Source organism: Streptomyces sp. NPDC058291 (genome assembly GCF_042880855.1).
In the GTDB taxonomy this organism is placed as follows: Bacteria; Actinomycetota; Actinomycetes; order Streptomycetales; family Streptomycetaceae; genus Streptomyces.
Genome location: NZ_JBHVYK010000036.1, coordinates 44,270 through 69,052, shown reverse-complemented (window position 1 = coordinate 69,052; position 24,783 = coordinate 44,270). Strand labels below are relative to the sequence as shown.

General features: G+C 70.3%; 20 protein-coding genes, 1 tRNA gene and 1 pseudogene. 14 read left to right on the top strand and 8 right to left on the bottom strand.

Annotated features, from left to right (window positions below):
- Window positions 1-867: 867 nt before the first annotated feature.
- The 5 genes from ACFVYK_RS19790 to ACFVYK_RS19770 all read left to right on the top strand — a co-directional run bounded on the left by ACFVYK_RS19790 (window position 868) and on the right by ACFVYK_RS19770 (window position 6,572).
- Entirely contained in the window at window positions 868-2,088 is a 1,221-nt protein-coding gene (locus ACFVYK_RS19790; RefSeq protein WP_389775506.1) for a branched-chain amino acid ABC transporter substrate-binding protein, read from the top strand.
- A 164-nt stretch (window positions 2,089-2,252) separates the two neighbouring features.
- Window positions 2,253-3,185: a branched-chain amino acid ABC transporter permease gene (locus ACFVYK_RS19785; protein ID WP_266651140.1), complete on the top strand. Its 933-nt coding sequence runs from the start codon at window positions 2,253-2,255 to the stop codon at window positions 3,183-3,185.
- A 5-nt stretch (window positions 3,186-3,190) separates the two neighbouring features.
- Window positions 3,191-4,972 carry a branched-chain amino acid ABC transporter permease gene (locus tag ACFVYK_RS19780; RefSeq protein WP_389775517.1) on the top strand — a complete coding sequence of 594 codons (1,782 nt, stop codon included), beginning with the start codon at window positions 3,191-3,193 and terminating at the stop codon, window positions 4,970-4,972.
- A gap of 5 nt (window positions 4,973-4,977) precedes the next feature.
- Window positions 4,978-5,859 carry an ABC transporter ATP-binding protein gene (locus ACFVYK_RS19775; RefSeq protein ID WP_389775504.1) on the top strand — a complete coding sequence of 294 codons (882 nt, stop codon included), beginning with the start codon at window positions 4,978-4,980 and terminating at the stop codon, window positions 5,857-5,859.
- Complete coding sequence (locus ACFVYK_RS19770; RefSeq protein WP_389775501.1) at window positions 5,856-6,572, top strand: ABC transporter ATP-binding protein; 717 nt, start codon at window positions 5,856-5,858, stop codon at window positions 6,570-6,572. Before ACFVYK_RS19775 ends, ACFVYK_RS19770 begins: the two co-directional genes overlap by 4 nt.
- Window positions 6,573-6,677: 105 nt before the next feature.
- Here ACFVYK_RS19770 and ACFVYK_RS19765 read toward each other — a convergent pair whose 3' ends face one another.
- Window positions 6,678-7,334 carry an ANTAR domain-containing response regulator gene (locus ACFVYK_RS19765; protein ID WP_389775500.1) on the bottom strand — a complete coding sequence of 219 codons (657 nt, stop codon included), beginning with the start codon at window positions 7,332-7,334 and terminating at the stop codon, window positions 6,678-6,680.
- Window positions 7,335-7,434: 100 nt separating this feature from the next.
- On the opposite strand from ACFVYK_RS19765, the gene ACFVYK_RS19760 reads away from it, so the two are divergent.
- Together ACFVYK_RS19760 and ACFVYK_RS19755 are read left to right on the top strand one after the other, a co-directional pair.
- Window positions 7,435-7,507 (top strand) — tRNA-Leu (locus tag ACFVYK_RS19760).
- A 100-nt stretch (window positions 7,508-7,607) separates the two neighbouring features.
- Window positions 7,608-7,865 (top strand): annotated as a pseudogene (locus ACFVYK_RS19755) (helix-turn-helix domain-containing protein); the annotation flags it as partial.
- Between the two features lie 2 nt (window positions 7,866-7,867).
- Here the strand turns inward: ACFVYK_RS19755 and pyk are convergent.
- Window positions 7,868-9,304, bottom strand: a complete 1,437-nt coding sequence (gene pyk / locus ACFVYK_RS19750) for a pyruvate kinase (protein ID WP_389775497.1) — start codon at window positions 9,302-9,304, stop codon at window positions 7,868-7,870.
- A gap of 401 nt (window positions 9,305-9,705) precedes the next feature.
- Between pyk and ACFVYK_RS19745 the strand changes: the two genes are divergently transcribed.
- The gene (locus tag ACFVYK_RS19745) at window positions 9,706-11,517 is read left to right on the top strand and encodes a bifunctional metallophosphatase/5'-nucleotidase (protein WP_389775495.1); all 1,812 of its coding nucleotides are present in this window, start codon (window positions 9,706-9,708) and stop codon (window positions 11,515-11,517) included.
- Window positions 11,518-11,785: 268 nt separating this feature from the next.
- Here the strand turns inward: ACFVYK_RS19745 and ACFVYK_RS19740 are convergent, their stop codons facing one another.
- Together ACFVYK_RS19740 and ACFVYK_RS19735 are read right to left on the bottom strand one after the other, a co-directional pair.
- Complete coding sequence (locus tag ACFVYK_RS19740) at window positions 11,786-13,228, bottom strand: lysine N(6)-hydroxylase/L-ornithine N(5)-oxygenase family protein (RefSeq protein ID WP_389775492.1); 1,443 nt, start codon at window positions 13,226-13,228, stop codon at window positions 11,786-11,788.
- On the bottom strand, window positions 13,225-14,589 hold the full coding sequence (locus ACFVYK_RS19735; protein WP_389775490.1) for a pyridoxal phosphate-dependent decarboxylase family protein: 1,365 nt from the start codon (window positions 14,587-14,589) through the stop codon (window positions 13,225-13,227). Before ACFVYK_RS19735 ends, ACFVYK_RS19740 begins: the two co-directional genes overlap by 4 nt.
- 173 nt (window positions 14,590-14,762) lie before the next feature.
- Here ACFVYK_RS19735 and ACFVYK_RS19730 point away from each other — a divergent pair, with 173 nt between their 5' ends.
- Window positions 14,763-15,329 carry a GNAT family N-acetyltransferase gene (locus ACFVYK_RS19730; protein ID WP_389775488.1) on the top strand — a complete coding sequence of 189 codons (567 nt, stop codon included), beginning with the start codon at window positions 14,763-14,765 and terminating at the stop codon, window positions 15,327-15,329.
- Between the two features lie 243 nt (window positions 15,330-15,572).
- Here the strand turns inward: ACFVYK_RS19730 and pepN are convergent, their stop codons facing one another.
- Window positions 15,573-18,074 (bottom strand): aminopeptidase N, encoded by a 2,502-nt coding sequence (pepN, locus tag ACFVYK_RS19725; protein ID WP_389775485.1) that lies wholly within the window; start codon window positions 18,072-18,074, stop codon window positions 15,573-15,575.
- Between the two features lie 90 nt (window positions 18,075-18,164).
- Entirely contained in the window at window positions 18,165-18,551 is a 387-nt protein-coding gene (locus tag ACFVYK_RS19720; RefSeq protein ID WP_389775482.1) for a chorismate mutase, read from the bottom strand.
- An 85-nt stretch (window positions 18,552-18,636) separates the two neighbouring features.
- Between ACFVYK_RS19720 and ACFVYK_RS19715 the strand changes: the two genes are divergently transcribed.
- Window positions 18,637-19,566, top strand: coding sequence for a hypothetical protein (locus ACFVYK_RS19715; protein ID WP_389775479.1), 930 nt, complete (start codon window positions 18,637-18,639; stop codon window positions 19,564-19,566).
- Between the two features lie 117 nt (window positions 19,567-19,683).
- Here the strand turns inward: ACFVYK_RS19715 and ACFVYK_RS19710 are convergent, their stop codons facing one another.
- Both ACFVYK_RS19710 and ACFVYK_RS19705 read right to left on the bottom strand, forming a co-directional pair.
- Window positions 19,684-20,616 carry an SDR family oxidoreductase gene (locus ACFVYK_RS19710; protein WP_389775477.1) on the bottom strand — a complete coding sequence of 311 codons (933 nt, stop codon included), beginning with the start codon at window positions 20,614-20,616 and terminating at the stop codon, window positions 19,684-19,686.
- 1 nt (window position 20,617) lies between these two features.
- Window positions 20,618-21,358, bottom strand: a complete 741-nt coding sequence (locus tag ACFVYK_RS19705; protein WP_389775474.1) for an SDR family oxidoreductase — start codon at window positions 21,356-21,358, stop codon at window positions 20,618-20,620.
- Between the two features lie 54 nt (window positions 21,359-21,412).
- Between ACFVYK_RS19705 and ACFVYK_RS19700 the strand changes: the two genes are divergently transcribed.
- From ACFVYK_RS19700 to ACFVYK_RS19685, 4 genes are read left to right on the top strand one after another with little or no spacing between them, the layout of a single operon-like run.
- Window positions 21,413-22,174 (top strand): enoyl-CoA hydratase family protein, encoded by a 762-nt coding sequence (locus tag ACFVYK_RS19700; RefSeq protein WP_389775472.1) that lies wholly within the window; start codon window positions 21,413-21,415, stop codon window positions 22,172-22,174.
- A complete protein-coding gene (locus ACFVYK_RS19695) occupies window positions 22,167-23,006 on the top strand; it encodes a CoA transferase subunit A (RefSeq protein WP_389775469.1) in 840 nt (279 codons plus the stop codon). Before ACFVYK_RS19700 ends, ACFVYK_RS19695 begins: the two co-directional genes overlap by 8 nt.
- On the top strand, window positions 23,003-23,722 hold the full coding sequence (locus tag ACFVYK_RS19690; RefSeq protein WP_389775466.1) for a CoA-transferase subunit beta: 720 nt from the start codon (window positions 23,003-23,005) through the stop codon (window positions 23,720-23,722). Before ACFVYK_RS19695 ends, ACFVYK_RS19690 begins: the two co-directional genes overlap by 4 nt.
- Window positions 23,722-24,780 (top strand): NAD(P)H-dependent flavin oxidoreductase, encoded by a 1,059-nt coding sequence (locus ACFVYK_RS19685; RefSeq protein WP_389775464.1) that lies wholly within the window; start codon window positions 23,722-23,724, stop codon window positions 24,778-24,780. Before ACFVYK_RS19690 ends, ACFVYK_RS19685 begins: the two co-directional genes overlap by 1 nt.
- Window positions 24,781-24,783: the final 3 nt, after the last annotated feature.

Here is a 24,783-nt window from a genome sequence, read left to right as displayed (position 1 = left end):
GCGGCGACGCTCTCCGGGCCGTCGTCACGGCCTGCCCCGTCCTCTCGGCCCGCTCCGGCCCCGCCACGCCCACCGCCGGCCCCGATGAGCCGTGCCCCCCTTGCGGCGCCGAGTCCGCGATCCCACGGACCGTCACCCGACGACGTACACACCGCGCACGCAGCGGGAAGGCAGCAAGGCACGGTATTCGCCGATGAGTTGGCGGACCGTCAGGGACGCGAGAGCCGCGAGGCCCGCGTCGGCCGCGAGGCCCGCGTCGAGCGGTTCCGCCCCCGCGGGCCTGTGAAGGGCTCCTGGCGGTGAACGGCATGGGCGCGGTCGAGCCCGGCGACGGCCCCCGTGGCCGTTCTCCGCGGGCTCCAGGGCTGCCGCCCCCGCCACCCGTTCGCTCGGCCGCCGCTTCGCCCCCGACGCCGGAATGCGGAAAACCGCCGGGGAAAGCGGGCTCGCTTTCGTGGGCGTAACTCTACGTAATGCGCACGCAATACAGCTTCGCCGTTTTCCTCGGGGCCGCCGCTCTGCCCGCGACCTCTCCGCAGCCCTACCGGTCGCCTGCAGCAACGACTTCGCGTCACCACCAAAAAGCCTGAGACGCCTGACTTGATCCGGAGCCGTCCTGCACATTCTCACCATGCGGACAGGACGAATCACCCTGTATTCAGCTGTTCCACCCGCCAAGTACCGCTCTGCATTACCTCGTGTCATAACAAGAGCGTCACAGCCTTCGTCAGACCCTCCTCCACGTTCCCTTCACCCGCCTAGAGTCACGCCCAGTCACCGCGCCACCGGTTTGGAAGTCAATTCGGCCCAGCGCTCGACTCGGCGCGTTCCAGGGGGAACCGCCGTGCCAGGGAAAGGACCTGATTCGTGCGTCAACGTTCGATCATCGCAATAACCGCCGCGCTGTCCGCGGGAGCGCTCACCCTCACCGCCTGTGGCTCACGCGACGATGACAAGGGCGGTGACAGCGGCAAGAAGACCGAGATCATCATCGGCGTTGATGCTCCGCTGACCGGTCAGAACTCGGCCACCGGACTCGGCATTCAGGGCGGCGTCCAGATCGCCGTCGACGACGCCAACAAGAACAACACCGTCCCCGGTGTGACCTTCAAGGTCCAGGCGCTCGACGACAAGGCCATCCCGGCCAGCGGCCAGCAGAACGCCACCCAGCTCGTCAACAACGAGAAGGTCCTCGGCGTCGTCGGCCCGCTGAACTCCGGTGTCGCCACGCAGATGCAGCAGGTCTTCGCGACCGCCAACCTGGTCGAGATCTCGCCGTCCAACACGGCGCCCGAGCTCACCCAGGGCAAGAACTGGCAGACCTCGAAGACGCGCCCGTTCAAGACGTACTTCCGCACGGCCACCACCGACGCCCTCCAGGGCGGCTTCGCGGCCGAGTACGCGTCCACCACGCTGAAGAAGAAGAACGTCTTCGTCGTCGACGACAAGCAGACCTACGGCGCGGGCCTGGCCAAGCTGTTCAAGGCCGGCTTCACCAAGAGCGGCGGCAAGGTCGCCGGCGAGGACCACGTCAACACCGGCGACACCGACTTCTCCGCCCTCGTCACCAAGATCAAGAACTCCAAGGCCGACCTGGTCTACTACGGCGGCCAGTACGACGAGTCGGAGAAGCTCACCAAGCAGCTCAAGGACGGCGGCGTCAAGATCCCGCTGTTCGGCGGCGACGGCATGTTCAGCGACACCTACATCCAGACCGCCGGCAAGACCTCCGAAGGCGACCTGGCCACCTCCGTCGGCCAGCCCGTCGACTCCCTGCCCTCCGCCGCGGACTTCATCAAGAAGTACAAGGCCTCCGGCCTCAAGGGCGACTACGGCACCTACGGCGGCTACTCCTACGACGCCGCGACCGCCATCATCAAGGCGATCGCCAACGTCGTGAAGGACGGCAAGGTCCCCGACGGCGCCCGCGCCAAGATCGTGGACGAGGTCCAGAAGACGAAGTTCGAGGGCATCGCCGGTCCCGTCTCCTTCGACGAGTACGGCGACACCACCAACAAGCAGCTCACCGTCTACCAGGTCGTCGACGGCAAGTGGAAGGCCGTCAAGAGCGGCACGTTCAACGGCTGATGCGATCCGGTCCCAGCTGGGCTCAGCTGACTCCAGTTGATCCCAGCCGATCCGAGATCCGCCGCTAGCTACACCCCAGGGCCGCGCGGCCACGACCACACGTCACCGCGCGGCCCGTCCCCTATGCCCCCGTTCACTCTCCCCACCCACATGGAGGCCATGCGGTGAACACCCTGCCGCAGCAGCTGGCCAACGGGCTGTTCCTCGGCTCGATGTACGGGCTGATCGCCATCGGTTACACGATGGTGTACGGCATCGTCCAGCTCATCAACTTCGCCCACGGCGAGATCTTCATGACCGGAGGCTTCGGCGCACTCACGGTCTACCTCTACGTCCTGCCCGACGGCACATCCATGTGGATAGCCCTGCCGGCGATGCTCATCGGCGGAGGACTCGTCGCCGTCCTCATCGCCGTCGGGGCGGAACGGTTCGCCTACCGGCCACTGCGCGGCGCGCCACGCCTGGCGCCCCTCATCACCGCCATCGGCCTCTCCCTCGCACTCCAGCAGGCCGTCTTCAACTGGTACCCGGACGCCAAGACGGACCGCAACTTCCCCCAGATCGACGCCGGACCCTGGCACATCGGGTCCATCAGCATCAGCAGCGGCTCCCTCTTCGTCATCGTCGCCGCCCCCCTGTGCATGGCGGCCCTCGCCCTCTTCGTCAGCATGTCCCGCACCGGCCGCGCCATGCAGGCCACCGCCCAGGACCCTGACACCGCCCAGCTCATGGGCATCGACACCAACAAGATCATCGTGATCGCCTTCGCCATCGGCGGCTTCTTCGCCGCCGTCGCCGCCGTCTCCTACGGCCTGCGCTACGGCTCGATCCAGTACAACATGGGCTTCCAGATGGGCCTCAAAGCCTTCACCGCAGCCGTCCTCGGCGGCATCGGCAACATCTACGGCGCCATGATCGGCGGCCTCGTCCTCGGCCTCGCCGAAACCATGGCCACCTCCTACATCGACGGCATCCCCGGCATGCAGCAGCTCGGCGGCGGCGGCTGGTCCTCCGTCTGGGCCTTCGTCCTCCTCATCCTCGTACTGCTGTTCAGGCCACAAGGCCTGGTCGGCGAACGCGTCGCGGACAGGGCGTGAACACCATGGCAACCATCGACAACACCGCCGAGATCACCGCCCCCGCGCGCGGCCTGATCGCACTCCCCCAGACCGCCGCGCGCGCCCTCATCGCCACCGGCGCCGTCGCCACCATCGCCAGCACGTTCATGTCCTGGACCTACACCGCCGACTTCCCCGGGGACCTCACCTACTACGGCTCCCCGGCCGGCCTCCAAGTCCTCGACCTCGTCGCCGGCGCGATCACCCTGCTCTTCGCGCTCACCCTCTTCGGCGTCCGCGGCCTGCGCTGGCTCAACCCGGCGAGCGCCACCGCACCCGTCGCCCTCGCCGCCGCCTCCGCGTTCGCCGTCAGCTGGTTCAGCGCCATCGCCATCGCGGTCGACCTCAAAGGCCTCGTCGCCCTCGACCCCGGCGCCTACGTCGCCGCCATCGGCTCCCTGATCGCCCTCATCGGCGCCCTCGCCCTCCCGAGCCCCGGCGACACCTTCAAGGACTGGGTCAGCAAGCCCGACCACATCCCCCCGGCCCGGAACCTCCCCGGCTGGGCCGAGCGCCTCGTCATCACCGGCGCCACCGCCGTCGCACTGATCGTCTTCACCTACGGCATCGGCGTCGACCCCGACGCCAGCGAAACCTTCATCGGCTACCTGCTGCTCGTCATCCTCGGCACCTGGGCACTCCAGGCCGCCGGACTCTTCGACCGGTTCGCCACCCTCAACGCGCACCACAAGGGATTCGCCACCTCCATGGCGTTCCTCGCCGCGGCGATCTTCCCCTTCGTCGAGAACAACGAGCACAACGCCAACCTCGGCGTGAACATCCTCGTCGTCGCCACCGTCGCCCTCGGCCTCAACATCGTCGTCGGCCTCACCGGACTCCTCGACCTCGGCTACGTCGCCTTCCTCGGCGTCGGCGCCTACGCCGCAGCCCTCGTCTCCGGCTCCGAGTTCTCCCGCTTCTCCGGCGTCCAGTTCCCCTTCTGGGCCGCCATGCTCACCGGCATGGCCGCCTCGCTCGTCTTCGGCGTCCTCATCGGCGCCCCCACCCTGCGCCTGCGCGGCGACTACCTCGCCATCGTCACCCTCGGCTTCGGAGAGATCTTCCGCATCTCCGTCAACAACCTCGACGGCTCCTCCGGACCGAACCTGACCAACGGCCCCAACGGCATCTCGATGATCCCGGACCTCGACATCTTCGGGTTCAACCTCGGGAACGCGCACGACATCGGCTCGATCACCCTCGGCCGCTTCGCGAACTACTTCCTGCTGATGCTGATCATCACCGGCATCGTCGTCATCGTCTTCAACCGCGCCGCCGACTCCCGCATCGGCCGCTCCTGGATCGCCATCCGCGAGGACGAGACCGCCGCCACCGCCATGGGCATCAACGGCTTCCGCGTCAAACTCATCGCCTTCGCCCTGGGCGCCTCCCTCGCCGGCCTCGCCGGCACGGTCAGCGCCCACGTCGGCTACAGCGTCAACCCGGCCCCGTACCAGTTCGCCGGCTCCGTACCGCCCAACTCCGCCTTCCTGCTCGCCGCAGTCGTCCTCGGCGGCATGGGCACGGTCAACGGACCCATCCTCGGCGCCACCCTGCTCTACCTCCTCCCCGAGAAGCTCGGCTTCCTGAAGGAGTACCAGCTCTTCGCCTTCGGCGTCGCCCTCGTGATCCTCATGCGCTTCCGCCCCGAAGGCATCATCGCCAACCGCCGACGCCAGCTCGAATTCCACGAAACCGACCAACTCGACATCCCCGAACAAGGCCTGCCCGCCTCCACCGTCGGCGTCACCAAGGCAGGGGCGTAACCCACATGACCACCACCACACCCCTCAGCCCCGTCCTCGAAGCCCGCGGCGTCACCATGCGCTTCGGAGGCCTCACCGCCGTCCGCGACGTCGACCTCACCGTCAACACCGGCGAGATCGTCGGCCTCATCGGCCCCAACGGCGCCGGCAAGACCACCTTCTTCAACTGCCTCACGGGCCTCTACGTCCCCACCGAAGGCAAGGTCTCCTACAAGGGCACCGTCCTCCCGCCCAAACCCCACCTGGTCACCAGCGCCGGCATCGCCCGCACCTTCCAGAACATCCGGCTCTTCGCCAACATGACCGTCCTGGAAAACGTGCTCGTCGGCCGACACACCAGGACCAAGGAAGGACTCTGGTCCGCCCTCCTGCGCGGCCCCGGCTTCCGCAAAGCAGAAGCAGCCTCACGCGAACGCGCCATGGAACTGCTGGAGTTCATCGGCCTGGCACACAAAGCCGACCACCTCTCCCGCAACCTCCCCTACGGCGAACAACGCAAGCTCGAAATCGCCCGCGCCCTCGCCAGCGAACCCGGCCTGCTGCTCCTCGACGAGCCCACCGCAGGCATGAACCCCCAGGAAACCCGGGCCACCGAAGACCTCGTCTTCGCCATCCGCGACCGCGGCATCGCCGTCCTCGTCATCGAGCACGACATGCGCTTCATCTTCAACCTCTCCGACCGCGTCGCCTGCCTCGTCCAAGGCGAAAAACTCGTCGAAGGCACCTCCGAAGTCGTCCAGGGCGACGAACGCGTCGTCGCCGCCTACCTCGGCACCCCCTTCGAAGGCTCCCCCGGCTCCGAGGAAGTCGCCGAAGTCGAAGCAGCCGAAGCCACCGTCGACAACGGCACGGAGAGCACCACCAGCAAGGAAGGAACCGCCCCGTGACCGCGCTGCTCGAGGTCGAAGACCTCAAGGTCGCCTACGGCAAGATCGAAGCCGTCAAGGGCATCTCCTTCTCCGTCGAAGCCGGACAGATCGTCACCCTCATCGGCACCAACGGCGCCGGCAAGACCACCACCCTGCGCACCCTCTCCGGGCTCCTCAAGCCCGCCGCAGGCCGCGTCCTCTTCGACGGCAAACCCCTCACCGGCATCCCCGCCCACAAGATCGTCGCCCTCGGCCTCGCCCACTCCCCCGAGGGACGCCACATCTTCCCCCGGCTGACGATCGCCGAGAACCTGCAACTCGGAGCGTTCCTGCGCACCGACAAAGCAGGCATCGAAAAAGACATCCAGCGCGCCTACGACCTCTTCCCCATCCTCGGAGAACGCCGCAAGCAGGCCGCAGGCACCCTCTCCGGCGGCGAACAGCAAATGCTCGCCATGGGCCGCGCTCTCATGTCCCAGCCCAAACTGCTCATGCTGGACGAACCCTCCATGGGCCTCTCCCCCATCATGATGCAGAAGATCATGGCCACCATCGCCGAGCTGAAGTCCCAGGGCATGACCATCCTGCTCATCGAGCAGAACGCCCAGGCCGCCCTCTCGCTCGCCGACCACGGCCACGTCATGGAGATCGGCAAGATCGTCCTCTCCGGCACCGGACAGGACCTCCTCCACGACGAGTCCGTCCGCAAGGCCTACCTCGGCGAGGACTGACCCACCCCCCTCGCACACCACGAAGGCCCGCGCCCCTTCTCCGGGCGCGGGCCTTCGTCGTACGGCCAGAACAGTGCGGGAACGCGAGCGAGGACGCGAAGGCGACTACCCCTTGTTCGCCTTCTTCTCGTCCGCATCCTGGATGACCGCCTCGGCCACCTGCTGCATCGACATCCGCCGATCCATCGACGTCTTCTGGATCCACCGGAACGCCGCCGGCTCCGTCAGCCCGTACTCCGTCTGCAGAATCGACTTCGCCCGGTCCACCAGCTTCCGCGTCTCCAGCCGCAGCGTCAGATCCGCGACCTCGTTCTCCAGCTCGCGCAGCTCCGTGAAACGCGAGACGGCCATCTCGATCGCCGGGACGACGTCGCTCTTGCTGAACGGCTTCACCAGGTACGCCATCGCACCCGCGTCCCGCGCCCGCTCCACCAGGTCGCGCTGCGAGAACGCGGTCAGCATCAGCACCGGCGCGATCCGCTCCTCGGCGATCTTCTCCGCGGCGGAGATGCCGTCCAGCTTGGGCATCTTCACATCGAGGATGACCAGGTCCGGCCTGTGCTCACGGGCGAGCTCGACGGCCAGCTCACCGTCACCGGCCTCGCCGACGACGCTGTAGCCCTCCTCCTCCAGCATCTCCTTCAGGTCGAGGCGGATGAGCGCCTCGTCCTCGGCGATGACGACGCGGGTCGTCAGCGGAGGCACGTGCGACTTCTCGTCGTCGGGCGCGTCTACGGGCTGGGGCGACTCGGGGGCGGTCACGGGGGCTCCTCGTTCAGGGGCGGGTACTGCTGACAAGAGCCTACCTAGCTGCGGTAAGGTAGTGACACAGCGGGTGACCGCTGACCTTCGTTTCGAAGGGGCCCCGGTAGCCCAGCGGTAGAGGCCATGGATTCAAAACCCATACAGCGTCGGTTCGAATCCGACTCGGGGCACTTTTCCTTGGTTCCCAAGGTCACGAAAGAAAAGCGGATGTTCCCGTTCTCGTGAACATCCGCTTTTTGCTGCGCGTGGCCGCGATCACTCTCACAGAGTGGCCGCATCCACTCCGACGGCTGCCGTATCACCAACTGGACCGAGAAGACCATCGGCGGAAAGCGCAAGCGCTACGAATACCCGCGCTCCTTCTTCACCAACCTGTCCGACGACATCCGGAGGCTCTACACGGACACGCTCGACGAGCTGGGTGTCGAGTGGACCTACTGCCCCCGCAACGGAATCCCCTTCAACGTCTCCGTCGCCCGCAAGGCCTCCGTGGCCCTCATGGACACCCACGTCGGCCCCACATACTGAGGCTACTTCGGGCTGTCGTCCTCGCCCACGTGGTGCACCCGGACGAGGTTCGTGGAGCCCGAGACGCCCGGAGGGGAGCCTGCCGTGATCACGACCACGTCGCCCTTGCGGCAGCGGCCGTAGCGGAGCAGCAGTTCGTCCACCTGGTCGACCATCGCGTCGGTGGACGCCACCGCCGGGCCGAGGAAGGTCTCGACGCCCCAGGTGAGGTTGAGCTGGGAGCGGGTCGCCGGTTCGGGGGTGAAGGCCAGGAGCGGGATCGGGGAGCGGTAGCGGGAGAGGCGGCGGACGGTGTCGCCGCTCTGGGTGAAGGCGACGAGGAACTTCGCGCCGAGGAAGTCGCCGATCTCGGCGGCGGCTCGGGCGACGGCGCCGCCCTGGGTGCGGGGTTTGTTGTTCTCGGTGAGTTCGGGGAGGCCCTTGGCGAGGATGTCCTCCTCTGCGGCTTCGACGATCTTGGCCATGGTGCGGACGGTCTGGACGGCGTGTGCGCCGACGCTGGTCTCGCCGGAGAGCATGACGGCGTCGGTGCCGTCGATGACGGCGTTGGCGACGTCGCTGGCCTCGGCCCTGGTGGGGCGGGAGTGCTCGATCATGGAGTCGAGCATCTGGGTGGCGACGATGACGGGCTTGGCGTTGCGTTTGGCCAGTTTGATCGCGCGTTTTTGGACGATGGGGACCTGTTCCAGCGGCATTTCGACGCCGAGGTCTCCGCGGGCGACCATGATGCCGTCGAAGGCGGCGATGATCTCGTCGATGTTCTCGACGGCCTGGGGTTTCTCGATTTTCGCGATGACGGGGAGGCGGCGGCCTTCTTCGTCCATGATGCGGTGGACGTCGAGGATGTCGCGGCCGCTTCTGACGAAGGAGAGGGCGACGACGTCGAAGCCGATGCGCAGGGCCCAGCGGAGGTCTTCTTCGTCCTTTTTGGAGAGTGCCGGGACGGAGACGGCGACTCCTGGGAGGTTGAGTCCTTTGTGGTCGGAGACCATGCCGCCTTCGATGACGCGGGTGTGGACGCGTGGGCCGTCGACGTCGGTGACTTCGAGGCAGACCTTTCCGTCGTCGACGAGGATGCGTTCGCCGGGGGTGACGTCGTCGGCGAGGCCGGCGTGGGTGGTGCCGCAGTGGGTGCCGTCGCCTGCGACGCCTTCTTCGACGGTGATGGTGAAGGTGTCTCCGCGTTCGAGGAGTACGGGGCCTTCGGTGAAGTGGCCGAGGCGGATCTTCGGGCCTTGAAGGTCGGCGAGGGCGCCGACGCTGTGGCCGGTTTCGTCGGAGGCCTTGCGTACGTGGTGGTAGCGCTCCTCGTGTTCGGCGTGGGTGCCGTGGCTGAGGTTGAAGCGGGCTACGTCCATACCGGCGTCGACCAGGGCTTTGAGCTGGTCGTATGTGTCGGTGGCGGGGCCCAGGGTGCAGACGATTTTCGCTCGGCGCATGTTTCGAGCTTATGTCTTACCGGTGGGTAGGGAATTGGGGGCACATGGCGGCCCAATGGCGCGTGGATGAAGGCGTGTTGACAAGTAATAAATTGTGCGGTCGGCCGCTCTGATGAGCATTTTCTCGAATGGGTGAATTCGGAGGCGGGAGGAATAGGGGGGGCCGATCAGGTGAGGCGGGCGTCGCGGGTGGTCGCCGTCCGCCGGGTTCACGCGGGGGTGCGGGTTCATGACGGGCGGAGGGGAAGGTCGTACGTCCTGCTTGTCACGGCTTTTCCTGGTCCGTGTGCGCCGTTGACCGTGCTGGTCACCAGATCGCAACCTCCTGGATCTGTTGCCGTCGGCCGTGACCGGGTCAGAATCTACGCGCGTCATTGGCCTTCCCCCGAGGAGTACGAGACATGCCGTTGAACCGCCGGAAGTTCCTGAAGAAGACCGCCGTGACCGGGGCGGGGGTGGCGATCGCCGGCGCGGTGGCGGCTCCGTCGGCGCAGGCCGCGGCGGGGAAGCCGGCGCGGCCGGTGCGGCAGCCGAAGCGGTACGCGTTGACGGTGATGGGGACGACGGATCTGCACGGTCACGTCTTCAACTGGGACTACTTCAAGAACGCGGAGTACAAGGACGCGGCGGGCAACGCGCAGGGGCTGGCGCGCATCTCGACGCTGGTGAACCGGATCCGTCAGGAGAAGGGGCGGGAGAACACCCTGCTCGTGGATGCGGGCGACACGATCCAGGGGACGCCGCTGACGTATTACTACGCGAAGGTGGATCCGATCACCGCCAAGGGCGGTCCGGTGCATCCGATGGCGCAGGCCATGAACGCGATCGGGTACGACGCGGCGGCATTGGGCAACCACGAGTTCAACTACGGCATCGAGACGCTGCGGAAGTTCGAGTCGCAGTTGCGTTTTCCGCTGCTCGGGGCGAACGCGGTGGACGCGAAGACGTTGAAGCCGGCGTTCGCTCCGTATGTGATGAAGACGTTCTGTGTGAAGGGCGCGCCGCCGGTGAAGGTGGCGGTGCTCGGTCTGACGAATCCCGGTATCGCCATCTGGGACAAGGCGTACGTGCAGGGCAGGTTGGCGTTCCCGGGGCTGGAGGAGCAGGCGGCGAAGTGGGTGCCGAAGCTGAAGTCGCTGGGTGCGGACGTGGTGATCGTGTCGGCGCACTCGGGGTCGTCGGGTACGTCGTCGTACGGTGATCAGTTGCCGTATGTGGAGAATTCGGCGGCTCTGGTCGCGCAGCAGGTGCCGGACATCGACGCGATTCTGGTCGGCCACGCGCATGTAGAGATTCCCGAGCTGAGGGTGACGAACGCGAAGACGGGCCGGACGGTGGTGCTGTCGGAGCCGTTGGCGTTCGCGGAGCGGTTGTCGGTGTTCGACGTGTCGCTGGTGTTCCAGAAGGGGAAGTGGGCCGTCGAGTCCGTTGCGTCGAAGGTGGTGAACACCAACACGGTGGCGGACGATCCGAAGATCACGAAGTTGCTGGGCGACGAGCACGCGAAGGTCGTGGCGTACGTCAACCAGGTGGTGGGGTCGGCGACGGAGACGTTGACGACGGTGGAGGCGCGGTACAAGGACGCCCCGATCATCGATCTGATCACGAAGGTGCAGGAGGACGTCGTGAAGGCGGCGCTGGCGGGGACGTCGTATGCGTCGCTGCCGGTGATCGCGCAGGCGTCGCCGTTCTCGCGGACGTCGGAGATTCCGGCCGGTGAGGTGACGATCCGGGATCTGTCGAGTCTGTACGTGTACGACAACACGCTGGTGGCGAAGTTGCTGACGGGTGCGCAGGTGCGGGCGTACCTGGAGTATTCGGCGGAGTATTTCGTGCAGACGGCGGCGGACGCGGTGGTGGACGTGGAGAAGTTGACCAACGCGAACAACCGGCCGGATTACAACTACGACTATGTGTCGGGGTTGTCGTACGAGATCGATGTGGCGCAGGCGGCGGGTTCGCGGATCAGGAATCTGACGTACCGGGGTGCGGCGTTGGACGATGCCCAGCAGTTCGTGTTCGCGGTGAACAACTACCGGGCCAACGGCGGAGGCGCGTTCCCGCATGTGGCGTCGGCGCAGGAGTTGTGGTCGGAGTCGACGGAGATCCGTACGCGGATCTCGGAGTGGGTGACGGCGAAGGGTGTGCTGGATCCGAAGGACTTCGCTTCGGTGGACTGGAAGTTGACGCGTAACGGTACGCCGGTGTTCTAGGGGTTCCGGACACACGGGTTGCGGACACACGGGTCCCGGACACACGGGTCCCGGGCTCGCGGAGTTCCTGAGTCCGTGGTGCCGGAGTTCGGGGTGCCGGAGTTCGGGATGCCGGAGTTCGGGGTGCCGGAGTTCGGGGTGCCGGAGTTCGGGGTGCCGGAGCGATGTGCGGTGGGCGGTGGTTCATGCGGTGGCCGGGTCGGTCGCTGCGTGAATCACCGCCCTTTCGCTTGCGTCGGCTGTCGGCGCCTCGCGCGGGCCGTGGCTGCTACCAGCGGTCCACGAGGGGGGTGAGGGCGGGCGCCTGTCGGGCCGATGGGACGCGGTGTTGTCGGTCCTGTTCGAGGCCGAAGGTGGTGAAGGCGGTGCGGGTGGGCAGGGGGTAGGGCTCCTTGGCGGTGAGGGTGTTGAGGATGGTGGCGCTGCGCCAGGCGGTGAGGCCGAGGTCGGGGGCGCCTACGCCGTGGGTGTGGCGTTCGGCGTTCTGGACGTAGACGTTGCAGCCGGTGGCGGTGACGGAGGGGTCGAGGACGAGGCGGAACTGCTCGTCGATGCGCGGCCGTTCGCTGCTGTCGCGGCGGATGTAGGGGTCGAGGCCGGCGAGGATGCGGTCGAGGGGGCGTTCGCGGTGGCCGGTGGCGAGGACGACGGCGTCGGTGGTGAGGCGGGTGCGGGTGTTCTGCTGGAGGTGTTCGAGGTGGAGTTCGATTCTCGTGGTGGCGATGCGTCCCGCGGTGCGGACGCGCACGCCGGGGGTGAGGACGGTGTCGGGCCAGTCGCCGTCGAGGGTGCGGCGGTAGAGCTCGTCGTGGATGGCGGCGAGGGTGCCTGCGTCGATGCCCTTGTGGAGTTGCCACTGGGCGTCGGTGAGGCGGTCCCGGACGTTTTCGGGGAGGGCGTGGAAGTAGCGGGTGTAGTCGGGGGTGAAGTGTTCGAGGCCGAGTTTGGAGTACTCCATGGGGGCGAAGGCGGGGGTGCGGCCGATCCAGTGGAGCTGTTCGCGGCCGGTGGGGCGGTGGCGCAGCAGGTCGAGGAAGATCTCGGCGCCGGACTGTCCTGAGCCGACGACGGTGATGTGGCCGGCGGCGAGGAGGGTGTCGCGGTGGGCGAGGTAGTCGGTGGCGTGGACGACGGGGACGCCGGGGGCGTCGACGAGGGGGCGCAGGGGGTCGGGGACGTGGGGTTCGGTGCCGACGCCGAGGACGATGTTGCGGGTGTGGGTGCGGCCGAGGGCTTCGGCTTCGCCGTCGGTGTCGAGGTGGGTGAAGTCGACTTCGAAGACGTCGTGTTCGGGGTTCCAGCGGACGGCGTCGACCTGGTGGCGGAAGTGGAGTCCGGGGAGGTTGTCGGCGACCCAGCGGCAGTAGGCGTCGTATTCGGCGCGGTGGGTGTGGAAGCGCTCGGCGAAGTAGAAGGGGTAGAGGCGGTGGTGGGTCTTGAGGTAGTTGAGGAAGGTCCAGGGGCTGGTGGGGTCGGCGAGGGTGACGAGGTCGGCGAGGAAGGGGACCTGGACGCGGGCGCCGTCGATGAGGAGGCCGGGGTGCCAGTCGAAGCGGGGGCGTTGTTCGTAGAAGACGGCGTCGAGTTCGGCGAGGGGGTGGGCGAGGGCGGCGAGGGAGAGGTTGCTGGGGCCGATGCCGATGCCGACGAGGTCGCGGGGGGTGTGGGTGTCGTGGGGGGTGTCGGCGCGGTGGGGTGGGGGCGTGGTCATGTGGGGGTGTTTCCTTCCACCAGGTGCAGGAGGGCGGTCAGGTCGTCGGGGCGGGTGTGGGGGTTGAGGAGGGTCGCTTTGAGCCAGAGGCGGCCGTCGAGGCGGGCGCGGCCGAGGACGGCGTGGCCTTCGGTGAGGAGGCGGCGGCGGATGTCGGCGACGGTGGTGTCGTCGGCGCCGGTGGGGCGGAAGAGGACGGTGCTGATGGTGGGCGGGGCGTGGAGTTCGAGGCGGGGGTGTGCGGTGATGAGGTCGGCGAGGCGCCGGGCGTGGTCGCAGACCTGGTCGACGAGGGCGCCGAGTCCGGTGCGGCCGAGGGTCTTGAGGGTGACGGCGATCTTGAGGACGTCGGGGCGGCGGGTGGTGCGCAGGGAGCGGCCGAGGAGGTCGGGGAGGCCGGCTTCGGTGTCGTCGGGGGCGTTGAGGTAGTCGGTGTGGTGGTGCAGGACGGTGAGGTCGTGCGGGTCGTGGACGGCGAGGAGTCCGGCGGCGGCGGGTTGCCAGCCGAGTTTGTGCAGGTCGAGGGTGACGGTGTGGGCGGTGTCGAGGCCGGTGAGTCGGGGGCGGTGGCGGTCGCTGAAGAGGAGTCCGCCTCCGTAGGCGGCGTCGATGTGGAGGCGGGCGCCGTGGGTGCGGCACAGGGCGCCGATGGCGGGGAGGGGGTCGATGAGGCCGGCGTCGGTGGTGCCCGCGGTGGCGGCGACGAGGACGGGTGGGCGGGGGCCGGGCGGGGTGAGGGCGCGGTGGAGTGCGGTGGGGTCGAGGGTGCCGGTGGGGGTGGGCAGGACGAGGGGTGGGGGGAGGCCGAGGAGCCAGGCGGCGCGGGGCAGGGAGTGGTGGGCGTTGGCTCCGCAGACGAGGCGGAGGGTGGGGCCGTGGGTTTCGCGGGCGAGGAGGAGGGCGAGTTGGTTGGCTTCGGTGCCGCCGGTGGTGACGAGGGCGTCGGCGAGGCCGGCGTGGGCGGCGAGGGCTCGGGTGACGAGGGCTTCGAGTGCGGAGGCGGCGGGGGCCTGGTCCCAGGAGTCGAGGGAGGGGTTGAGGGCGCAGGCGGCGAGGTCGGCGGCGGTGGCGACGGCGAGGGGTGGGCAGTGCAGGTGGGCGGTGCAGTGGGGGTGGGCGGGGTCGGCGGAGCCTTCGGCGAGGGCGCGCACGAGGGTGGCCAGGGCGTCGGGGTCGCCGTCGGTGGGCAGGACCTCGCCCGCGGCGTGGGCGAGTCGGGCGGTCACGGCGTCGGGGCCGCCGGCGGGGAGGGGGCCGCCGCGGGTGCGGGCGCCGGCGTCGAGTGCGTCGAGGACGGTCGCGAGCAACGGCCGGAGGGCGTCGGGTCCTTGTGGACCTGAGGCGAGGGGTGGCGTGCTCATGGAGCTCCTGCGGGCCGGTGCGGGGCAGCGGGGTTCCAGCTTGTACGCGGTGGTGCGGGCGCGCCCGGAAGCCCGGAGATCGGTACTCGAAAGGGGGTACTCCCCCAGGGGGAACGCGGCGGGGGTGTGTGCCCCCTGCCGGATGTCGTCGACGGTCGAGTGAGGTGTGGAGCGTGGAGAAGCCGAGGGTGGAGCGGGTGCCGGGGCTGGAGTTGGAGGGCGAGCCGGTGGTGTTGCGTGAGCCGGGTCCCGAGGACGAGGCGGCGCTGCTCGCGCTGTTCGAGGAGTGCGAGGACTGGTTCGTCGCGGCGACGGGGCTGCCGTCGGCGCCGGGTGATGTGCAGAGCCTGTTCTACGCGCTGCCGGAGGGGGCCGCGCCGCAGGACAAGGTGCTGCTGTTGGTGGAGTGGGCGGGGTCGGTGGCCGGCGTGGTGGACGTGGTGCGGGATCACCCGGAGCCGGGGGCGGTGGCGGTGGGGATGTTCCTGCTGGCTCCGGAGGCCCGGCGGCGGGGGCTGGGGCGGGCGGTGGCCGGCGCGTTGCTGGCGCGGGCGGAGGGCGTCACGCGCGTGACGGCGACGGTCCCGCCGGGCTGGGAGCCGGGGGAACGCTTCCTCGAGCGGTCGGGCTTCGTTCTGGAGGAGGCGGATGTGGCGCCGGCTGCCGGGGTGGGCAATCGGCGGGCGGGGCCGCGCGAGGCAGGCGTGCGGCGGGCGGAGCTGCGCCGGGACGCGCCGTAGGGGGTCTCCGTCCGGACGCGCGACCCCGCACGCGGCCGGCCGGCGTCGTCGGTCTGTGTCGTCGGTCTGTGTCGTCGGTCTGCGTCGTCGGTCTGTGTCGCCCTCTACGCCGTCGGTCCGAGTCGCCGGTCTACGCCATCGGTTGAAGTCGCCGGTCCGCTTCGCCGGTCCGTGTCGTGGGCGCGGGGCGTGGGCGGGGGTGCTGACGGCGGTGCCGGGCGGGCGGCACCGCCGTCGTCGGGGTCAGGACGAGGTGGGCCGGTGGGCGGTGCGGACCCGCAGGGCTCGGGTGAGGTCGTCGAGCTGGTCGACGAGTTTGCGGCGCAGGGCCGGGGTGGGTCCGGCGGTCGCGAGGCACGCCTCGCCCAGGCGCAGGGTGTCGGCGTCGACGGCGTGGGCGGGGAACGCCCAGCGCCCCACGGCCTCGGCGATGGCGGGGCCGCGGCGGGCGGCGACGGCGACGGCGTCCTCGAAGAAGCGGGGGACGTAGCCGCTGACGAGGTCGGCCTGTTCGGGCTGCCAGAAGCCCTGGGCGGTGGCGTTGAAGAGGTAGTTGGACAGGCCGTCGGAGGAGAACATCGCCGCCCAGGCCTGTTCCTTGGCGGCCTGGTCGGGGAGGGCGGCGCGGCAGCGGGCGGCGCCTTCCTGGCCGGCGGCGGAGGGGTCGCGGTGGAGTTCGGCGGTGATGGCGTCGGCGTCGGTGGCGCCGAGGACGGCGAGCCGGGCGAGGACGCGCCAGCGCAGGTCGGGGTCGAGTTCGGGTCCGCCGGGGACGGTGCCGTCGGCGAGCCAGGCGGCGATGGTGTCGGGGTGGGCGGCGACGGCGATGTAGTGGCGTACGGCGACGAGGCGCAGGCCGGGGTGGTCGCCGTCCTCGGTGCGGCGGATGAGGTCGCGGCACAGGGCGGCGAGGGCGGCGAGGGCGGCGGGGCGCTGCTCGGGGGTGACGTAGCGGTCGGCGATCTGGCCGGCGGCGAAGGCGAGGACGGCCTGGACGAGGGCGAGGTCTGTTTCCTGCGGGAGGTGGGCGCGGGCGGCGTCGAGGTAGGCGGTGGGGGCGAGTTCGCCGTCGCGTACGGCGTCGCGCAGGGCGTTCCAGACGACGGCGCGGGTGAGCGGGTCGGGCAGGCCGCAGAGGTTGGCGCGGACGGTCTCGAAGGACTCGGGGTCGAAGCGGATCTTGGTGTAGGTGAGGTCGCCGTCGTTGAGCAGGAGGAGGGCGGGGCGCTTGCCGATGGGTTGGGGGGCGCTCTGCGGGATGTCGACTTCGAGGCGGCTGCGCAGGGTGAGGTGGCGGCCTTCGTCGGCGAGGTCGAGGTCGTAGAGGCCGACGGCGACGCGGTGGGGGCGGCTGCCGTGGTGGGTGACGGTCAGGGCGCGGTCGCCGTTGGCGCCGCTGACGGTGGGGGTGAGGGTGTCGACGCCGGTGGTGCGCAGCCAGGCGTCGGCCCAGGCGTGGACGTCGCGTTCGGTGTGGGCGGCGAGGGAGTCGATGAAGTCGGCGAGGGTGGCGTTGGCGAACCGGTGGCGCGCGAAGTGGGTGTTGATGCCGGCGAGGAAGTCCTTCTCGCCGAGCCAGGTGACGAGTTGGCGCAGCGCGGAAGCGCCCTTGGCGTAGGAGATGCCGTCGAAGTTGAGCAGGGCGGAGGCGGTGTCGTCGACGTCCTCGGGGGCGACGGGGTGGGTGGAGGGGCGTTGGTCGGCGTCGTAGCCCCAGGGTTTGCGGACGACGCCGAACTCGGTCCAGGTGCCGTCGAAGCGGGTGGCTTCGGTGAGGGTCTGGTAGCCCATGTACTCGGCGAAGGACTCGTTGAGCCAGATGTCGTCCCACCACTGGAGGGTGACGAGGTCGCCGAACCACATGTGGGCCATCTCGTGGGCGATGACCATGGCGCGGGTCTGGCGTTCGGTGTCGGTGACGGCGGAGCGGTAGACGAACTCGTCGCGGAAGGTGACGAGGCCGGGGTTCTCCATGGCGCCGGCGTTGAACTCGGGGACGAACGCCTGGTCGTAGGAGTCGAAGGGGTAGGGCTCCTCGAACTTCTCGTGGTAGCGGTCGTAGCAGGCGCGGGTGATGTCGAGGATCTCGTCGGCGTCGGCGTCGAGGTAGGGGGCCAGGGAGCGGCGGCAGTGCAGGCCGAGGGGCAGTCCGCGGTGTTCGGTGCGCACGGTGTGCCAGGGGCCGGCGGCGACGGCGACGAGGTAGGTGGAGACGAGGGGGGTGGAGGCGGCCTTCCAGCGGCCTTCGCCGAGGTGTTCGGTGATGCCGTTGGCGAGGACGGTCCAGTTCTCGGGGGCTTTCACCGACAGGTCGAAGACGGCCTTGAGGTCGGGTTGGTCGAAGGCGGCGAAGACGCGCTGGACGTCGTTCATGAACAGCTGGGTGTAGAGGTAGGTCTCGCCGTCGGTGGGGTCGGTGAAGCGGTGCATGCCCTCGCCGGTGCGGGAGTAGGACATGTCGGCCCGGACGCGCAGTTCGTGGTCGCCGGCGCTGAGGCCGTGCAGGGCGAGCCGGTTGTCGTCGAGCGTTCCGGGGTCGAGGGGCTCGCCGTCGAGGGTGACGGAGTGCAGGGTGTCGGGCCTGACCTCGACGAAGGTGTCCCCGTTGGCGCGCGCGGCGAACCGGATGACGGTGACGGACTCGAAGGTCTCGTCGCCGGTCGTCAGGTCGAGCTCGATGGTGTAGCGGTGGACGTCGAGGAGCTTGGCACGGCTTAGCGCTTCGTCGCGCGTCAGTACGGACATGCACGACATGCTGCCTGATGCCGCAGGCCGGGCACAGGGGCGGATCGGTACGCGTGCTTTGTCGCTTCTCGCGCCGGGGCGCCTGACCGGTCAGTCGCCGGTGGGGGCGGCGGTGTCCTCGGCGATGCGCTCGTGGTGGCGGATGACCTCACCAATGATGAAGTTGAGGAACTTCTCGGCGAACGCGGGGTCGAGTTTGGCGTTCTCGGCGAGGGTGCGCAGCCGTTCGATCTGGCGGGCCTCGCGGGCGGGGTCGGCGGGGGGCAGTTGGTGGCGGGCCTTGAGGTGGCCGACCTGCTGGGTGGCCTTGAAGCGTTCGGCGAGCATGTGGACGACGGCGGCGTCGATGTTGTCGATGCTGTCGCGCAGACGGGCGAGCTCCTGGCGGACGGCGGGGTCGGCGTCAGCGGCGGCGGGGTCGACGACGGCGGCGCCGGGTGCGGGGGCGTCGCCGGTGGGGGTGTTGCTGATGGTCATGGGCGATCACCCTAGGGCATGCCTGTGCGGGCGGACGCGCTGCCCGTAGAGTGGAATCGGGTGCACGCGTCCTGGGGGTGATGGCGTGGCCGACGGCGGGCCGGTCGAGCATGGATTTCCGCATCTGGAGACGGTGCGGGCGGCTGTCACGGCGTTGTACCGGCGGTTGTCGTACGACACCGTGCAGCAGTTCGCGACGAGTGTGCCGCCGGCCGATGTGGCCTTCTGCGACGGCGACGACCTGCATCTGGGGGCCCAGCGGGTGGCGCGTGAGCTGGTGCGGCATTTCCGGTTGCCGGACGCGCGGATGATCGTGGCGTTCCGGGAGATGCAGCATGCGGCGAACGTGGAGCTGACGGCGGGCCCGGAGTACTTCGTGGAGCTGAACGACCGTTTCCGGGGGCATCGGCGGGACATCGGGGCGGCTCTGGCGCACGAGATCATGCATGTGTACCTGCACCGGGTGGATCTGTCGTTCCCGGGGACGCGGGACAACGAGATCCTGACGGACACGGCGACGACGTATCTGGGGGCGGGCTGGCTGCTGCTGGACGCGTACCGGGAGGACGGGGCGTCGTCGCAGAAGCTGGGGTATCTCACTCCGGAGGAGTTCGGGTACGTGCTGGCGAAGCGGTCGCTGGTGTTCGGCGAGGATCCGTCGGTGTGGTTCACCAGTGCGCAGGCGTACAGGGCGTACGAGCGGGGGCTGGAGCGGGCCCGCCACGACGAGCGGCAGCCTCCGCTGACGGCGGCGGGCTGGGCGGGCCGGCGGCGCTATGCCCATGACCGCCGTCAGGCGCAGGGGCCGGCGGCGCGGGGGCAGGGGCCCGCGGCGGCGGCCGGGACCGGGGGCGGCGCGGGGGGCGTGCGGTACGCGTTCGCGGCGGATCCGGCGGGGCCGTTGCGGGTGACGTTTCCCTGCCCCACCTGCCATCAGCGGATCCGGGTGCCGGTGCGGGGGCGGGTGCGGGCACGGTGCGGGTTGTGCCGCACGGTGCTGGAGTGCGACACGTAGGGGTCGGTGCGACACGTAGGGGTCGGTGCGACACGTAGGGGTCGGTGCGACACGTAGGGGTCGGTGCGACAGGTAGAGGTCGTCGGGGCGGAGCGCGGCGCGCGGGGCCGGCGCGGTTCAGGCGCCGTAGACCGCTCCCGGGGGCGGGGCCAGCGCCAGGAGTTCGTGTACGGCCTCCCCCAGTTCTGCCGGTGTCCACCGCGCTCCCTTGTCCAGGGTGGGGCCGGGGCGCCAGCCGTCCATGACGGTGATGCGGCCACCCTCGGTCTCGAAGACGCGTCCGGTGACGCCCTCGCTGGCGGCCGAGCCGAGCCAGACGACGAGCGGGGAGACGTTGTCGGGGGCCATGGCGTCGAAGCCGGTGGCGGGGGCGGCCATGGTCGCGGCGAAGGCGCGTTCCGTCATGCGGGTGCGGGCGGCGGGGGCGATGGCGTTGACCTGGACGCCGTAGCGGGCGAGTTCGGCGGCGGCGACGAGGGTCAGGGCGACGATGCCGGCCTTCGCGGCGCTGTAGTTGCCCTGTCCGACGGAGCCGAGGAGTCCGGCGCCGCTGGAGGTGTTGACGATCCGGGCGGTGGGGGTGCGGCCGGCCTTGGACTCGGCGCGCCAGTGCGCGGCAGCGTGTCTCAGGGTGAGGAAGTGGCCCTTGAGGTGGACGCGCAGGACGGCGTCCCAGTCGTCCTCGTCGAGGTTGACGAGCATGCGGTCGCGCAGGAATCCTGCGTTGTTGACGAGGGTGTCGAGGCGGCCGTAGGCGTCCAGGGCGGTCGTGACGAGGGAGGCGGCGCCCTCGGGGGTGGCGATGTCCGCGTCGTGGGCGATCGCCTCACCGCCCGCCGCGCGGATCTCGGCGGCCACGGCGGCGGCCGGGCTGTCGGGGCGGGGGGTTCCCGTTGGGTCGGGGGTGCGGGGGGTGCCGTCCAGGGCGACGCCGAGGTCGTTGACGACGACGCGGGCTCCCTGGGCGGCGAAGGCGAGGGCGTGGGCGCGTCCGAGGCCGCGTCCGGCGCCGGTGACGGCGACGACGCGTCCGTCGCTGATTCCGCTCATGTCAGGTCTCCTTGTCGGCCGTCGCGGCGTCGAGGAAGGCGGGGCGTTCGCCGCCTCCGTGGATGAGCAGGCTCGCGCCGCTGATGTAGCGGGCGGCGTCGGAGGCGAGGAAGACGGCCGCGGCGCCGACGTCGGCGGGGTCGGCGAGCCGGCCGAGCGGGACGGTGCGGGCGACGGCCTGGACGCCGTCTTCGTCGCCGTAGTGGAGGTGGCTGAGTTCGGTGCGGACCATGCCGACGACCAGGGTGTTCACCCGCACCCGGGGGGCCCATTCCACGGCCATGGAGCGGGCGAGGCTCTCCAGGCCGGCTTTGGCGGCGCCGTATGCGGCGGTGCCGGGTGAGGGGCGGGCGCCGCTGACGCTGCCGATCATCAGGAGGGAGCCCCGGGTGCGTGCGAGGTGGTCGTGTGCGGCCAGGGAGACGGTCAGGGGGGCGATCAGGTTGAGTTCGATCACGCGCGCGTGCCGTTGCGCGTCGCCCTGGTCGAGCCGGCGGTAGGGGGCGCCGCCTGCGTTGTTGACGAGGACGTCGAGCCGGGGCAGTTCGGCGAAGAAGGCCTGGACGGCGTCGGCGTCGCGTACGTCCAGCGGCCGGAACCGTGCCCGGTCCAGGGGGGTGTGCGGCGGGCGGCGGGCGCAGACGACGACGTCGGCGCCCGCGCGGGCGAGGGAGCGGGCGATGCCGGCGCCCACGCCGCGGGTGCCTCCGGTGACGACGGCGACCTTCCCGTTCAGCTCCATTCGCTGCTACCTTCCACCTAACAAACGTTTGGTGGAAAGGTAGCTGATGCTTCCATGGGTGTCTCCACCTCGTCCCCGGAAAAGGGGATTTCGCTCGTCGTCGTCGACTTCCCGCCGGTGAACGCGCTGCCGGTGGCCGGCTGGTTCGCCCTGGCGGACGCGGTGCGCGCGGCCGGCCGCGATCCGGCGACGCGCTGCGTGGTACTGGCCGCCGAGGGGCGGGGGTTCAACGCGGGCGTGGACATCAAGGAGCTCCAGGCGCGGGGCGGGGAGGCGCTCGTCGGCGCCAACCGGGGCTGCCACGAGGCCTTCGCGGCGGTGTACGAGTGCGAGGTGCCCGTGGTGGCGGCGGTGCGCGGCTTCTGCCTGGGCGGCGGGATCGGCCTGGTGGGCAACGCGGACGTGATCGTGGCGAGCGAGGACGCCGTGTTCGGGCTGCCCGAGCTGGACCGGGGCGCGCTGGGCGCGGCCACGCATCTGGCCCGGCTGGTGCCCCAGCATCTGCTGCGCGCCCTGTACTACACCGCGCGCACGGTCACGGCGGCCGAGCTGCACGCGCACGGCTCGGTGTGGCGGGTGACTCCCCCGGACGAACTGGGGCGGGCCGCAATGGAGTTGGCCGGTGAGATCGCCGCGAAGGACGGTGAGCTGCTGCGGCTGGCGAAGGCGGCTCTCAACGGCATCGATCCGGTGGACGTGCGGCGCAGCTACCGCTTCGAGCAGGGCTTCACCTATGAGGCGAGCGTCGGCGGGGTCGCCGACCGGGTTCGCGACACCTTCGGCTCGGCAGCCGACGAGAGGGGCTCGGGTGAGTGACAAGACGATGAGCGCCGACGAGGCCGTCTCCCGTCTGGAGAGCGGCATGACCGTCGGCATCGGCGGCTGGGGCTCGCGCCGCAAGCCGATGGCTCTGGTGCGGGCGCTGCTGCGCTCGCCGGTCACCGATCTGACGGTGGTCTCGTACGGCGGGCCGGACGTCGGCATGCTCGCGGCGGCCGGACGGATCCGCAGGCTGGTCGCCGCGTTCGTCACCCTCGACTCGATTCCCCTCGAACCGCACTACCGCGCGGCCCGCGAGCGGGGCGCCTTCGCGCTGACCGAGGTCGACGAGGCGATGTTCCTGTGGGGGCTGCGCGCGGCCGCGCACCGGTTGCCGTTCCTGCCGGTGCGCGCGGGCCTCGGCTCGGACGTGATGCGGGTCAACCCCGAGCTGCGCACGGTGACGTCGCCGTACGAGGACGCGGAGACGTTCGTGGCCATGCCGGCCCTGCGGCTGGACGCGGCCCTGGTGCACGTCAACCGGGCCGACCGGCGGGGCAACGGACAGTACCTGGGCCCGGACCCGTACTTCGACGACCTCTTCTGCGAGGCCGCGGACACGGCGTACGTCAGCTGTGAACGGATCGTCGACACGGCCGAGTTGACCAAGGAGGCGCCGCCGCAGTCGCTGCTGATCAAGCGGCACACGGTGACGGGCGTCGTCGAGGCGCCGGGCGGGGCGCACTTCACGTCCTGCGCGCCCGACTACGGCCGGGACGAGGCGTTCCAGAAGCGGTACGCGACCACGCCGTGGGCGGAGTTCGCGGCCCGGTTCCTCGCCGGGGACGAGCAGGCGTACCGGGCGGCGGCGGCCGGGGAGGCGACATGAGCGCGGTGACCCGGGCGGAGTACTGCGTCGTGGCCTGCGCGGAGGCGTGGCGGGGGGCGGGCGAGATCCTGGCGAGCCCGATGGGCGTGATCCCCTCGGTGGGCGCGCGGCTCGCCCGGCGTACCTTCGCGCCGGAGCTGCTGCTGACCGACGGCGAGGCGCTGCTCGTCGACGGCGACGGCTCGGTGGAGGGCTGGCTGCCCTACCGTCAGCATCTGGCGCTGGTGACCGGAGGCCGGCGGCACGTGATGATGGGCGCGAGCCAGATCGACCGGTACGGCAACCAGAACATCTCCTGCATCGGCGACTGGGCGAAGCCGGTGCGCCAGCTGCTGGGGGTGCGGGGCGCTCCGGTCAACACCCTGAACAATCCGACCAGTTACTGGGTGCCCCGGCATTCGCGGCGGGTGTTCGTGGCGAAGGTCGACATGGTGTGCGGGGTGGGCTACGACCGTGCGGCGGGCGCGCGTCACCACCGCATCCCGCGGGTGGTCTCCGACCTGGGCGTGTTCGACTTCGCGACGCCCGACCACTCGATGCGGCTGGCGTCGCTGCATCCGGGGGTGAGCGTAGGGCAGGTCCGCGAGGCGACGGCGTTCGACCTCGTGATCCCCGGCGAGGTGCCGTACACGCGGGAGCCGACGGCTGCGGAGCTGCGGTTGATCCGTGAGGTGATCGATCCGGACGGCGCCCGCGCCCGGGAGGTGGCGAGCTGATGGAGACGGCGCTGACCCGGCTGGTCGGGGTGCGCCACCCGATCGTGCAGACCGGGATGGGATGGGTGGCGGGTCCGCGGCTGGTGTCGGCGACGGCGAACGCGGGGGCGCTGGGCGTCCTGGCCTCCGCCACCATGACCCTGGACGGACTGCGGGCGGCGGTGCGGGAGGTGAAGGCCCGCACGGACGCGCCGTTCGGCGTCAACCTGCGGGCCGACGCGGCGGACGCCGGCGACCGGGTGCGGATCATCGTCGACGAGGGGGTGCGGGTGGCGTCCTTCGCGCTGGCGCCCTCGCGCGAGCTGATCGCCGAGCTCAAGGCGGCCGGCGTCGTGGTCATCCCCTCGGTCGGGGCTCGCCGGCACGCCGAGAAGGTCGCCGCGTGGGGCGCGGACGCGGTGATCGTGCAGGGCGGCGAGGGCGGCGGCCACACCGGCGAGGTGGCCACGACGGTGCTGCTGCCGCAGGTGGTGGACGCCGTGGACGTCCCGGTGGTGGCTGCGGGCGGGTTCTTCGACGGGCGGGGGCTGGTGGCGGCGCTGGCGTACGGGGCGGCGGGCGTGGCGATGGGCACGCGGTTCCTGCTCACGTCGGACTCGCCGGTCCCGGACGCGGTGAAGGCCCGGTATCTGGCGGCGACGGCGCGGGACGTGACCGTCACCCGCGCGGTGGACGGTCTTCCGCACCGCATGCTGCGCACGGAGCTGGTCGGCGCTCTGGAGGACGCGGGCCGGGCCAGGGCCCTGCTGCGGGCGGTGCGGCACGCGGCGGGCTTCCGCAGGCTGTCGGGTCTGACCTGGCGGCAGATGGTCCACGACGGGCTGGCGCTGCGTCACGGCAGGGACCTCGCCTGGAGCCAGGTGCTGCTCGCCGCGAACACGCCGATGCTGCTGCGCTCGGCGATGGTGGAGGGGCGTACGGACGCGGGGGTGATGGCCTGCGGACAGGTCGCCGGTGTGATCGACGACCTGCCGTCGTGCGCGGACCTGGTGGAGCGCGTCGTGCGGGAGGCGTCGGAGCTGCTGACGTCCCTGAGCCACCGGGAGACCACCGGCTGACCG